General features: G+C 50.7%; 11 protein-coding genes and 1 pseudogene. 2 read left to right on the top strand and 10 right to left on the bottom strand.

Annotated features, from left to right (window positions below; all coding sequences use genetic code 11):
* Window positions 1-251: 251 nt before the first annotated feature.
* Both AB1756_08810 and AB1756_08805 read left to right on the top strand, forming a co-directional pair.
* Window positions 252-1099, top strand: a pseudogene (locus AB1756_08810) (serine/threonine-protein kinase).
* Window positions 1100-1183: 84 nt separating this feature from the next.
* Complete coding sequence (locus AB1756_08805; GenBank protein MEW5807429.1) at window positions 1184-2980, top strand: tetratricopeptide repeat protein; 1797 nt, start codon at window positions 1184-1186, stop codon at window positions 2978-2980.
* Between the two features lie 236 nt (window positions 2981-3216).
* Here AB1756_08805 and phoU read toward each other — a convergent pair whose 3' ends face one another.
* From phoU to argC, 10 genes are all read right to left on the bottom strand, one after another.
* The gene (phoU, locus tag AB1756_08800) at window positions 3217-3915 is read right to left on the bottom strand and encodes a phosphate signaling complex protein PhoU (protein MEW5807428.1); all 699 of its coding nucleotides are present in this window, start codon (window positions 3913-3915) and stop codon (window positions 3217-3219) included.
* Between the two features lie 37 nt (window positions 3916-3952).
* The gene (gene pstB / locus AB1756_08795) at window positions 3953-4720 is read right to left on the bottom strand and encodes a phosphate ABC transporter ATP-binding protein PstB (GenBank protein ID MEW5807427.1); all 768 of its coding nucleotides are present in this window, start codon (window positions 4718-4720) and stop codon (window positions 3953-3955) included.
* Window positions 4721-4728: 8 nt separating this feature from the next.
* Window positions 4729-5631: a phosphate ABC transporter permease PstA gene (gene pstA / locus AB1756_08790; protein MEW5807426.1), complete on the bottom strand. Its 903-nt coding sequence runs from the start codon at window positions 5629-5631 to the stop codon at window positions 4729-4731.
* A 3-nt stretch (window positions 5632-5634) separates the two neighbouring features.
* A complete protein-coding gene (gene pstC, locus AB1756_08785; protein MEW5807425.1) occupies window positions 5635-6579 on the bottom strand; it encodes a phosphate ABC transporter permease subunit PstC in 945 nt (314 codons plus the stop codon).
* Between the two features lie 109 nt (window positions 6580-6688).
* The gene (locus AB1756_08780) at window positions 6689-7546 is read right to left on the bottom strand and encodes a phosphate ABC transporter substrate-binding protein (protein ID MEW5807424.1); all 858 of its coding nucleotides are present in this window, start codon (window positions 7544-7546) and stop codon (window positions 6689-6691) included.
* A 48-nt stretch (window positions 7547-7594) separates the two neighbouring features.
* Window positions 7595-8857 carry a porin gene (locus tag AB1756_08775; GenBank protein ID MEW5807423.1) on the bottom strand — a complete coding sequence of 421 codons (1263 nt, stop codon included), beginning with the start codon at window positions 8855-8857 and terminating at the stop codon, window positions 7595-7597.
* Between the two features lie 158 nt (window positions 8858-9015).
* A complete protein-coding gene (locus tag AB1756_08770; protein ID MEW5807422.1) occupies window positions 9016-10056 on the bottom strand; it encodes a [LysW]-lysine hydrolase in 1041 nt (346 codons plus the stop codon).
* Window positions 10049-11314, bottom strand: coding sequence for an aspartate aminotransferase family protein (locus tag AB1756_08765; protein ID MEW5807421.1), 1266 nt, complete (start codon window positions 11312-11314; stop codon window positions 10049-10051). The genes AB1756_08770 and AB1756_08765 overlap by 8 nt, the downstream gene beginning before the upstream one ends.
* Window positions 11253-12056, bottom strand: a complete 804-nt coding sequence (locus AB1756_08760; GenBank protein MEW5807420.1) for a [LysW]-aminoadipate kinase — start codon at window positions 12054-12056, stop codon at window positions 11253-11255. The genes AB1756_08765 and AB1756_08760 overlap by 62 nt, the downstream gene beginning before the upstream one ends.
* A gap of 210 nt (window positions 12057-12266) precedes the next feature.
* Window positions 12267-13295, bottom strand: coding sequence for an N-acetyl-gamma-glutamyl-phosphate reductase (gene argC, locus AB1756_08755; GenBank protein ID MEW5807419.1), 1029 nt, complete (start codon window positions 13293-13295; stop codon window positions 12267-12269).
* Between the last annotated feature and the right edge of the window lie 43 nt (window positions 13296-13338).

Below are 13338 nucleotides of genomic sequence, written 5' to 3'. Positions count from 1 at the left end.
TTCCATAGCCGGTGGGAAGAATGATTTTCTTTCTCTACTTCATCCGGCAACAGCAGGAGAAGAGTTTTTCCTGCGACCTGGAAACGAATCGGTACCCTCGTGCCGTCCCTATCAAGAGAGCGGGCTAAGGTAAAAGATCTACCCTTCCCACTTAGCTCCTGGCTCGGGTAATGATGTATTGACCTTGCATTGTCATACGAGTAAGATGTTATGCAAAAGTCGCCGAGCATGATTATCAGGGGGCCTGAATAATGAGATGCCCTCAATGTCAATTCGATAATCCGGAAAGTGCATTCTTCTGCACGAAATGCCGAACTCCCCTCCATCCAGGCAATGAACAGGATTTCACTCAAAAAATGACGGCCCGATTGCTTCTGAATGGGCAGAGTTCAGGAGCACTTTTCGTCGGCAGGTACCGTATCATCCGGGAGCTGGGGAAAGGAGGGATGGGGATTGTCTATGAGGCGGAGGACACAAAGCTCAAACGCACAGTCGCACTCAAATTCCTGCCCCCGGAACTGACAAGTGATGCGGAAGCGCGGGAACGGTTCATCATCGAAGCCCAGGCTGCATCAGGCCTCGATCATCCCAACATCTGCACAATACACGAGATAGACGAACTGGAGAAAGGCCAGATGTATATCGCTATGACTTGCTACAGAGGCGAAAGCCTGAAAGAAAAGATCAGGAGAAAACCTCTTGACCTGAAAGAAGCCATTCATTTAGCCATTCAAATAGCGCAAGGGTTGAACAAGGCTCACGAACAGGGAATCATTCACAGGGATATCAAACCGGCGAATCTTCTCATCACCGAGGACAACCTTGTAAAGATCGTTGATTTTGGATTGGCGAAACTCGCAAGCCGCGCAAAGATGACACGCACAGGAACTGTCATGGGAACCGCAGCTTATATGTCTACAGAGCAGCTCCGCGGGAAATGGTGGATCAGAGGACTGACATCTGGTCATTCGGGGTTGTCCTCTATGAAATGGTCACCGGCAAGCTTCCTTTCAGAGGTGATCATGAGCAGGCGATTATCCATTCCATTTTGAATGACAAACTCCTGCCTCTTCAGCATTTCATCCCTGATGCGCCTCTTGAGTTCGAGGATATCATCAATAGATGCCTGGCGAAGGATCCAGCAAAGAGATTTGCTTCGACTGCAGAGTTGCTTAAAGCCCTAATGGATTTCAATTCAAAGATCTTTCCCGGCATTCCTCTCGTTACAAAAAAACATTTCTTTCAGAGCACTCTCGATAAAATTCTCGTTGGAACTGTTGCGGCTATCCTCGTCATCGCTGCTGCAGTGATCGTCTGGCTGTCAATCCAGCCTGGCCTATCGTTCAATAAGAACGACAAACTCCTCATTGCCGATGTTGAAAACAGGACAGGAGATTCTGTGTTCGATCTTGCGCTGAGAACAGCCATTGAGGCTGACCTGCAGCAGTCATCCTATGCGAGCATCTTCGATAAAGGCCAGGTTGCGGAGACGCTTCGTTACATGCGAAAGGATTCATCTGCTCCAATAGACGAAGAGCTGGGAAGTGACATATGCCGTTTTGCAGGAGTTCGGGCTTTGATACTGCCGAAGATCATATCCGCCGGCGATGCTTATGAATTACAGGCGATCCTGATGGATCCTATTCGGAAGCGATATGTAGACAGGATCCGCGTCACCGCTCGGGGAAAGGAAGAAGTCCTCCTTCACGCGGTTGACGATCTGGCACGAAAGGTCCGTTCCCGACTCGGTGAGACGATCGATTCGATTCAGGAGGCAGACATTCCTGTCGTCAAAGTGACCACTTCTTCGTGGGAAGCGCTGAGATATCTGACACTGGGGCAGACAAAGTGGCATGAAGGGAAATTATCTGAAGCAGCAAAATTTTTTGAGCTGGCTCTTGAGAAAGATCCGCACTTTCCCACGGCACGGGGATCTCTCGGACTGGTACTCATTCAGTTCCTCAATCAGAAGGAAAAAGGGAAGGAGATGTTGCGCCAGGCTTTACTTGATGCCGAGGGAATTCCCCAGCAGGAATATCTCATGATCAGAGCTGCCAATAAGCAATTTGTTGATGAAGACCTCGATGGGGCGCTTGCGGAATACCGTATGATTAACGAGCTCTATCCTGACATTTTCACTGCATACAATAATGCAGGACTGATTCTGAGGAGCCTCGGCAGGCTGGAGGAGAGTGTAACGATGTTCAAAAAAGCGATTGAACGGGCGCCACACAACAGTCTTCCTCTTTTTAATCTCTATTTCACATACATGCAGTGGATGAAAGATCCAAAGGCTTCTGAAGAAGCGGCAAGCCGCCTGCTTGAACTGGATCCACAGATGTCTCATTTCCTGACCATGCATGGCTGGAGTCTGGTGGCGCAGGGAAGATTCTCTGAAGCCATCGAGGATTACAGAAAAGCATGGAAGATTGAACCCCAACATCCTTATGCCCTCCCAAACCTTGCGCATCTGCTGCTAGCAACCGGCTCCGCAAAGGAAGCTGTTCCTCTGTATCAGAATATGCACGAACTTACTCTCAGCGGAAAGTTCGCAGGACAACCTGCAAAGAGCGGCTTCGATCTTGCCTTCGCCATGAATCAATCCGGTGATATTGAGGGAGCTAAAAAGATCGCCGCTGAAGGAGAAGAAATTCTCCTGAAGAAGGTTGGCAAAACTCCATTCACAAGCGGGAATTTTCTCATCATGGCACAGCTTGAGATCGTTGGAGGAAGGATGGAAGAAGCGAAATCGCATCTGAGCAGGGCTCTTTCGATGGAAATAAAGGATCCGCAGACGCTCGCGAATCTGGCTGAAGTCTATGCGCTGCTCGGTGAAGATACGAAAGCTATTGAAACGCTCAAAAGGGCCCTCGATTCAGGGTACCCTGACTTTTTCTTTCCCCTCATATTTCCTGCTTTCCAGTCGATTCGAAACAACCCGGACTTCAAGGCCCTGTTCAACATTTCTGACATTACTTGAATTGGACAGACAAACTTTAACTGATCTTCTACAGTCGAAAAAATTAAGTTCTGTAATTTCAAATAGACACATAAATTCAAAAAGACCTTGGCACTACCTTTTGGGGATTTTCGGGCATCGATTCAATAATGACGTGGGTTTAGTGCTCTTCACCCCCTCTATACTGTAGAAGATCTGCTTGGCCTTGACCATTTCTTCCGCAAATACAGGGAAGGGCAGAATGCTATTGAAGAGAATTATGAAGAAGCCGGTGAGAAGCCTGGAGGATCGCTTTTCTTTTCTTCGGCGTGGTGGCGGATGTCTTTCCCGGCGATCATGTAGATAACATCCTCGGAGATATTGGTGGCGTGATCGGCAATCCTCTCCAGATTCCTGGATATGAGAATAAGGGGAAGGGCCGTCGCAATAGTGGAGGGATCGGAGATCATATAAGTGAGAAGCTCCCGGAAGAGCTGGTCCTTCAAGCCATCCACGTCGTTGTCCCTGAGGATGACGTTCCTTGCCAGAATGGGGTCTCCCTTCACGTAGGATTCCAAGGAATCCTTGACCATCCCTTTGGCGGTATCGGCCATCCTTGGGATATCGATGAGAGGCTTCAGGGGCGGATATTTCAGAAGAATGATGGTATTCTCTGCGATATTGACCGCCTGGTCCCCAATACGTTCCAGCTCGCTTCCAATCTTGATGGCGGCGATGAGGAATCGCAGATCGTGAGCCACGGGCTGATGAAGGGCTATCAGCTTCAGACTCCTGTCATCGATCTCAATGTGGAGATCGTTGACCTTCTCCTCATGGACAAAGACATCACTGCATAGCTCCTCTTTCCTCATGCTCAGAGCGTAGATGCTCTGGTGTATCATCGTTTCGGCAAGCCCTCCCATATAAAGGACTCTTTCTCTTAACTCCTTCAGATCCTCTTCAAAGTGTCTGTCCATTCTTCTCCTCGATCTTTAGTTTCTAATTTATCGAGCATCATCCGAATCTTCCTGTAATGTAATCCTCCGTGCGTTTATCCCTTGGTGTCGTGAAGATGATCGGTGTCTCGTTGAATTCAATGAGTTCCCCGAGAAGGAAAAAGCCAGAGTAATCCGAGATTCTTGCCGCTTGCTGCATATTGTGTGTCACTATGACGATCGTGTACCCCTTCTTCAGAGAATTTAGCAATTCCTCGATCTTCGCCGTGGCGATGGGGTCCAGTGCGGAACATGGCTCGTCAAGCAGAAGAACTTCCGGTTCGACGGCGAGGGCCCGGGCGATGCAAAGCCTCTGCTGCTGCCCGCCGGATAGGGCGAGGGCGGAATGATCCAGTTTGTCGTGGACTTCCTCCCAGAGAGCCGCTTTCTTCAATGTCTCCTCCACGACACTGCTGAGGATCTTGTAGTCTCTCTCTCCGGATATCCTCAACCCGTAGGCGACGTTCTCGAAAATCGATTTGGGGAATGGATTGAACGATTGAAAGACCATTCCCACCCGTCTTCTCAAGGAAGGAACGTCGATCCCGTTTCCGTATATGTTTTCGCCATCCAGGAGAACCTCTCCTTCCACCTGAGTCTCAGGAATCACTTCGACCATTCGGTTGAGCGTCCTGATGAAAGTGGACTTCCCACAGCCTGAGGGACCGATGAGAGCCGTTATCTTCTTCTCGGGAATCAGAACGCTGACGTTCTTAACCGCGCGGAAGTTCCTGTAGTATACATTGAGAGATTTCGTTTCGATCTTAATTCTTTCTTTGTCTATCATCGGTTTTCTTATTTTAACGCGCCTCTCTTCCTTCTGATATGGGCTCTAAGAAAAATAGCGCTGAAGTTCAGAGTAAATGTCAACAAGAGCAGGATGAGCGTCGTCGCATACTGAATGGGGAGTGTGGCATCAACGTCAACGGACTGTGTGGACATGATGTAGATGTGGTAACCGAGCTCCATGAACTGATCGCTCAAGGAAGAGGGAAGCCTGGGAAGAAAATAGGCGGCTCCCGTGAAGAGGATAGGGGTGACCTCTCCTGCTCCGCGGCTGACGCTAAGGATCGCTCCTGTCAAAATCCCTGGCAGGGCCTGCGGAATGACTATGTGGCGTATCATCTGCCACTTCGTAGAGCCAAGCGCTAAGCTTCCCTCCCTGTGTTCCTTTGGAATGCTCCTCAGCGCTTCCTCGGTGGAGACGATGACGACCGGCAGGGTGAGGAGAGCCATCGTCATGGAAGCCCACAGGAGACATGGCTGGCTCCACTTCATCTCATGCCCCAGGATCCAGTCCGCACCCCATCCGACGAACTGGACAAAAAAGCCCAGTCCGAACAACCCGAAGACGATGGAAGGGACTCCTGACAGGTTATTGACGGCTACCCTGATGACGCCGCTAAGCCGGGGAAACCCCGAGGAATACTCGTTCATGAAGATGGCTGTTATGATTCCTATGGGAAGAACGAAAATGGTCATTATCAGGACGAGTGCGAATGTGCCGAAGATGGCGGGGAAGATTCCTCCTGCAGTCATTCCCTTTCTGGGAGGTTGAAAGATGAACTCCCAGCTCAATTGAGCCCACCCCCCTGTGATGATGTTACTCATGACGACGATGATGATAGCGGCAATGATGAGAAAGCAAAACCCTGTCAGGATCTTGACGGTGATATCTATCGATTTTCCCTGGACCATCTGTTATTTCCCTTTAAGTTTTTTGCTAAGTCTGGCGATATAGAAAGAGGAAAGAAAATTAAGGCCAAAGGTTATGATAAAGAGTATAGAGCCGATCAGGAAGAGGACCCGGTAATGGGGGCCACCGAAGACCACTTCGGCCATTTCCGCTCCAATTGTGGCTGATAGAGTTCTTGTGGAGTCGAAGGGATTCAGGGAGATAATGGCTGCATTCCCGGTTGCCATGAGGCATATCATCGTTTCTCCAACGGCTCTGCCGAAGCCGAGAAGGATTGATGCAGCAATACCGGGAAAGGCTGCCGGAAGGATAACCCTCAGGATCGTCTGGTAGGGTCTGGCGCCGAGGGCCAGACTGGCATCTTTCATTGCCCTCGGAACGGAGTTGATGGCATCCTCGGCGATTGTGAAGATGATGGGAATCATGGCAAAGGAGACCCCCACTCCTCCCACGAAGGCGTTCAATCTGTACGTGGAGCCGGTCAGATCCTGGACAAGGCTTGCAAGAGCAGTCAGCGCGAAGAAGCCGATGACCACGGAAGGAAGCCCGGCAAGGATCTCGATGAAAGGCTTGATGGCTTCCCTGTAGAATCCCCTGGCGAACTGGGAGGTGAAGATGGCGGCGAGGATTGCGATAGGCGACGAGACGATGAGCGCTATCAGCGAGATTTTAAACGTTCCTGTGAGAAGCGGGAGCATGCTGTATTTTGGCTTTTCTGAAACGGGCTGCCAGATCTTGTTGATGAATAGGTTTTCGAGGCTGACTTCCTTGCGCGCTTCTCGGTCATAGAGAAGGGGAATGGTCTCCTTGAAGGTGAAGACGAAAATGAGGATGATGGCAAAAATGGCCGTCATGGAGACGACTGCGATCCCCTTCTCGATGAAGAATTCAACTAACTTTCTCCTGAAAAGGAAAACTTCTTTCGCTCTTTTCATGACTTTCTTTTCCATCCTCATCCCCCTGAATTGACGCTCATTATAATAGAACTGTAGCTGCATCAACCATTAACTGTACTTATCTATCTGACATCTTAAAAGATTTTTAAGATGATGCGCGATATTAATGAACAGGAAAATAGCCTACTTCCGTGACGATCTTCTGCCCCTCGGGAGATAGTGCCCAATCCACAAAGTTCTTGATGATTCCTGATGGCTTATTCCTTAGATAGAAGTAGAGGTCGCGGCTGATTGGATAGTTCCCGGAGCTGACTGTTTCGAGGTTCGGCTCATACCCCTGGCTCGATGCGTCTTTCTTCACCCTGCAGAACTTGACCCCTTTGGCGTAGGCGACTCCACCGTATCCTATACCGTGCATGTCCCTTGAAATGGCATTGACGATGGCTGCTGTTCCAGGCAGAGTCTGGGCGCCGGCATGGTAATCCTCCCCTTTAAGGACGTTATCCTTGAAGAAGACGTAAGTTCCAGAATTGCTTTCCCTCGAGTAGAGAATGATCTTTGCGTTCTCACCCCCGATATCCTTCCAGTTGGTGATTCTTCCGGTGAAGATATCGCGGAGTTGCTGGAGGGAAAGCTCGGCAACCGGGTTGCTCGCATTCAGGTAAATAGCGATCCCGTCTTTGGCAACGGAGATCTCCACACCGGTAGTGTAAAAGCGATCCCGGAGCTTCTTCTTCTCACTATCCTTCATCGGCCGAGAGGCGTTGCAGATGTCGGTCGTGCCGTTGATGAGGGCGGCGATTCCCGTTCCCGAGCCTCCTCCTGTCACCTGGAGCGTGATATCAGGATGATTATCCATATATATTTCTGCCCACCGCTGCGCCAGGATGACCATAGTGTCAGAACCTTTCATTGTGATTACATTCTTGGCTGCATGGACGGCACTTCCGCTCAAGAGTAACAGCACAGCCGCAAGAAGGATGGCTGCCGTTACCATAAATATGCTTCTTAAGTTAAACATTTTTTGCCTCCTAATGATTTTTGTTAACATAAATTAGAGCGTCTGTCATCAGAATTTGTACTGAATTCTGAAGGTGAAAACGTTATTGTCAACCTTGAATCCCTCTTTTTCCCTCGGCATCTCATAGGCGAAGGTAAGCTTCAGATTCGCATCCCAGTAGAAGAGCCATGCGGGTATGTATGTCATAAGTTCATCATCATCGAGGTTGGTATCAGGATCCCAGTTGTCCACCCGGAAGGCGAAGGCGTTTCTCTTGCCTAAGTTCTGGACAAAGAGGGCATACCACCCCTCGACATCCTTGCCCCTGTTCTTCCCCTGGATGTACTCGGCTTTGAATGTGCCGCCTCCGGCGCGCGGAATCTCGAAATACCACTGGATATCAGTGCCGTATCTCTCCTTGTCGTACTCAATGTCGGGTGTTGCAGGTTTCGGGTCGATCGTCTTGTATTCTCCCTCATCTATACTTCCGTCATGATCCGCATCGTACCAGGTTGTGCTTCCCGGCGTGGCGGCTCTGCCGACGACAAGTTCCTCTCCGGAATATCCAGATAATCCAAATCGTATCTTCCCGAAGTCCGCGCCTAACCTCGCGACGACATCCTTGTTGTTGTCCGGGTCTTGCCAGGTGAAGGTTTTATCCTCAACCCCTGTTCCGTTGAAGAGCCCGATCTGATAGTCGAACTTCTTAATCTCTCCGGAGAACTTGATCCCTCTGTCCCTTTCTCCCGGGAAAAGCTCTCTGATGACCTTTGCCCTTTCCGGCATCTCTCTTTGGGAAGAGGACTGAAGGATCTCATATCCGAAAGGCCACTTGAACTGACCGAACGTCAGTTTGAAGTAATCGGCGGCTTTGAGCTCGACGTAAGCGTCCTTGAGGGTAACCTTATCCTTTGCCGCGTCGATCTGAAGAACATACTTGGATTTCTTCGTGGCGTCGAATTCCACTTTCACTCGACCTCTCCTGATGAGGAAATTATCGTAGTTGGCCGGTTTTCCCTTACTGTCAAGCCCTTCTTCCGATTCCTGGTGGTTCTCGTACTGGGCCTGGATGTATCCCGAGATCTTGATCTTCTTCATCTTCTCCACATCGGTCTTGATTTCGGAAAGAGTTTCCGAAAGCCCTTTGATCTCATCTTTGACCTCTGCAATCTCTTCCTGTGTCGTATTCTTTTCCGGCTGATTCTCACCCTGCAGCTCCTCACCATGCAGACTATCCTCAGGAAGATCTTCTCCCTTTAGATTTGCTGGAAATGCAAGAAACGCTGCGATTAGCATCATCAGGAAAAGTAACCATGTTCCTTTTGCTTTCATTTTGCCTCCTTCTTTATTCAAAGCTTTTCTCATTTTTCATAAGCTAATATAAAGGCGGAGAATTAACAAAACATGAAGGGCATGTTAAATCTATGTTAAATATGATGATTCCGTTAATGCAGTTTGAATAATTTAACTTTTAGGGCTTACACATTTCGTCATTGCGTGAGTTTTTCGAGGACTTCGGTCAGGATGGCGATGGATCTTTTAAAGTCGTGGAGGTCGATGGATTCGGAAGAAGTGTGGTCGAGGCGCGAGTCGCCAGGACCATATGTCACGATCGGGCAATTCCAGATAGGACCTAGGATGTTCATGTCCGATGTTCCAGTTTTTAGTTTGAAGCGGGGACTCCCGCCGCTGGATCTTATCGCCGAAAGAAACGCGCGCACGAGGTCGTTGTTCTTATCGGCGCGGAAAGAAGCTGTTTCCGCAAGGAAGGAAATATCCGCGCCGTCTGCAAGTTTCTTCACCTTATCTTTTAGTTTCTGAATGTCTGTTTGAAGCGGAAGGCGAACATTGATGCGAAGCATCGCCCCTTCCTGGAAACCATCCGCTTCTGATCTCATTTCCAGCAATACAGGTTGCAGCTGATCAAAATGACGGCTTTTGTCTGAGTTGACATCGAGAGTGTATCTTTTAAGCCGTTGCCAGAATGTAACAGCTTCCTCGCAGGGTGGTTGGATCAGAGCAGCGCTGTGCGATGTCATCTTCCTGAGTGTATAGTCGAACAACAGGCTTCCCCTGTATCCCATGGTCAGGCAATCCCATCCTCCCGGCTCTCCGATGATGCAGAAATCGGGTTTATATTGTGTTCCTGCAAAATGAGCTCCTTTTGATGTTGGATATTCCTCCTCCACGGCTCCGATGACGATGATCTTCCATCCCTCGCGGTAACCTGCCCGGGCAGCGGCGCCGATGAAAGCGCAGAGTGGGCCTTTCGCATCGACCGCTCCCCGGCCGTGCAGCCGGTCACCTTCCCGCCTGACCTCGATGAAGCCGGCGACAGTGTCGATATGGCTCAGAAGAACGAACTCACGGCTCCCATGCCCAAGGATGCCGGTGGCATTTCCTGCATCATCTCGGAAGGCATCAAATCCTGCCTCTTGCATCTGAGCCACAAGGTATCCAACTGCCTCTTCCTCATTTTGAGAGGGGCTGTAGATTCTCAGAAGACCATCAAGGAGTTCCACTTCATTCATGACGATTCTCCTCAACTACTGGACTTCCTGTTTTGGGGAGAACTTCTTCCAGTTTAGCGGCTACGATCTCCAGGTCCCTTCTCTCTATGACGAGCGGGGGCAGCAGGCGCAGGACATTCGGACCTGCAGGAAGCGCAAGCACTCCATTGTCCATCAAAGCCTGAAGTATGGGAGTCACCTTCATTTTCAGCTCGATTCCTATCATCAGCCCCATGCCTCTTATTTCCCGGATGAGCGGAGATCTTATGCGCGCCAGCCGGTCGAGCATGAATCTTCCAAGCACCGCGGCCTGTTCCGGGAGATTCCTGCGAATGATGAAATTCAGCGCCGCCCTGGCTGCGGCACAGAGGACGGGGTTCCCACCGAACGTGGTTCCGTGCATCTGTGGTTCCAGCGGCCGAATCTGGTCGCTGATCAGCACGGCTCCCATGGGCAGCCCACCCGCGAGAGATTTGGCAACCGATACAAGATCAGGCGAGATGTTGAAGTGCTCCAGGGCAAACATCTTTCCGGTCCTGCCGAACCCCGTCTGCACTTCATCGATAATCAGAAGGGCACCCCGCTCCCGGCAGAGTTTCTCAATCCCATGGATGAAATCCATATAAACGGGGCGAACGCCCCCTTCTCCTTGAACGACCTCTGTAAGAACTGCTGCCGTCTTTTCACCTATCAGCTTCTCTGCTCTATCAAGATTGTTGAAGGGGATGTGTCTGAAGTCCGGCACGAGAGGTTCGAAGGGCTCGCGATACTTAGGATCCCATGTTGCGGAAAGAGCTCCCATGGTGCGGCCATGAAAACCTCTCATCATTGCGATGATCTCCGTTCGTTTTGTGTGGTAGCGGGCGATCTTGATGGCACCTTCGACAGCTTCTGCGCCGGAATTGCATAAGAAGATCCGGTTGATCCCCAAAGGAGCGATCCTCACAAGCCGATCCATAAGCGCTGCCCTTTGATCGTTGAAGAAGAGCTCTGTTGCCACAGTTAATCGGGCAATCTGATCTTTAACAGCCTGGATCACTTCAGGATTCGCATGGCCGACGTTGGCGCTTCCCTGGCCTCCAACACAATCGATGTACTCTCGTCCTTCACTGTCCCAGAGACGGGCTCCCTCTCCGCGAACTATGGCGATGGGTCTCTTGGAATAAACTCCACTTGCAAATTTTGATTCCAGGCCGATGATCTCTTCAGTTTTCATATTACTCGATGATGGTGCCTCTGCCTTCGAGTGCACGCTGGATTGGGTGTTCGATACGTCCATCGGCAAAGATGACCTGTTTGACACCCAGGTCGAGAGCTTCGGATGCTCCCAGAACTTTCTTCTTCATTCTTCCTTCCGCGAAGGAGATGGAATCTGTGAGGTTCCGTTTTTCGATACGTGCTATTAGAGAAGATTCATCCGGAAAATTTCTCATCAGGCCAGGGACGTTCGTCAGGATCACAAGCTTCTCCGCATGTAACGTTCCGGCGATCACTGCTGCCGCACGATCCCCATCCACGTTCATTGCTTCTCCCCGATAGCTGATTCCAACCGGCGCGATGACGGGAAGGTATTTCATATTCAAAAGCGCAAGCAGCAAAGCGCCGTTCACCCTTTCGACGCGCCCGGTGTAATCATCCCGGAGGATGCGTTGCCTTCCATTTTCGATGATGCGTACCGTCTCCTTGCGCGTTCCCTCCATCAGTCTTCCACTGAGCCCGCTCAAGCCCATGGCATTCACGCCGAGCCGCTGTAACCGTTCGACGAGGAGAATGTTCACCTTGCCCACTGAAGCCATGGCGAAGATCTCCAGAGTGTTGCGGTCGGTACGGCGCCAGGTGAAGCCTTGCGTGGAAGTCAGATGCTGTGAGGGATGACCGAGTCTACTGCCGAGTTCATCGGCTTCTCTTCCCGCTCCATGTATGAGAACAAGGTGCATCCCTGCCTTCCACAACGAAGCAAGATCATCGCAGACGAAATCGAGATCGATCCCCTGCGAACCACCCACCTTGATGACGATCACCCCTTCCGTCACTTCTTCTCATCCTCCTTTATAGGATATCCTGTTGAGGAGTTCTCTCAATTTTCGTTCCTCAATAATTGCAACTTTCAGAAGCATTGAACTTATGCGGTACAGGATCTGGAACTCTTTCCCCTTCGATCCACGGCCTTTGCAGCGACCAATCCGGGCTCGCAGGCGGGGAATACTAACCTCAAGAATCAGGAAACTCCTCTAAATGGGATGAAGGCCAGGGAATTCCAGCCCGGCCCTCTCCTCAAATCCGCACATGAGATTCATGCACTGGACGGCAGTTCCCGCCGCCCCTTTCATCAAATTATCGATCGCGCAGAGGCAGACCATGCGGCCTGTTTCCGTGTCGAGTTCGAATCCTAAGTCGGCGTAATTCGATCCCGCAAGGATCTTTGGTTCGGGTACCCGGTGAATGCCCGTTCGCTCCTTCACGATGCGAACGAAAGGTTCCTCATGGAATACGGAACGATAGATTTTCCACAGCTCTTTATCGGTAAGGCGGTCCTTCAGAAAGATATGTGCTGCCGCGAGGACTCCCCGAACGACGCCTACCGATGTGACGGTCAGATGAACGTAATCGAGTTGAAGCTCCTGCTCCACTTCCGCGGCATGCCGATGCCCTGTGAGAGAGTATGTCCGTATCGCTCCGGCCCGTTCCGGGTGATGAGAACCCGGACTCGGACTGTTTCCTCCTTCGCTCGATCCGACCTTTATATCTACGATAATCGGTTTATTCCGGTCAATGAGATCCGCTCGCACGGATGGGAGCAGAGCGAGGATGCTCGCAGCGGCGTTGCAGCCGACGCTGCTGATGTAACGCGCTTCACGGATCTCCTCGCGGTGGAGTTCAGGGAGCCCGTAGACGAACCGGTCCAGCCATGAGGGAGCCTGATGAGCCCCGTACAATTTTTCATAAAGGCTCAGATGTCGCAGCCGGAAATCGGCCGAGAGGTCGATAACCTTTAAGGCCAGAGAAGCAAAATGTTCGATGTTCTTCTGCGCTTCACCGTGAGGCAGTGCCAGAAAGAGAATGTCGCAGGATTTCAGTTGATCCGGTGATGTGTACTTGAGAGTGGTCTGTCTCCGGAGATTTGGATGCGTCTGATAGACATATTCTCCAGTGTGGGATTCCGAAGTGACCTGAGTGATCTCCACATACGGATGGTGGAGAAGTATCCGCAGAAGTTCTCCTCCCGTATAACCCGAAGCACCAACGATTGAGACTTTCATAGCTAGAGATTCTGCATTCCGTGACAGATTGCCGCAGATTACT

It is taken from the genome of Acidobacteriota bacterium (genome assembly GCA_040752675.1).
Lineage (GTDB): Bacteria > Acidobacteriota > Polarisedimenticolia > JBFMGF01 > JBFMGF01 > JBFMGF01.
The sequence above is the reverse complement of the archived record's forward strand: the minus strand, read 5'-3'. Positions and strand labels throughout refer to the sequence as shown.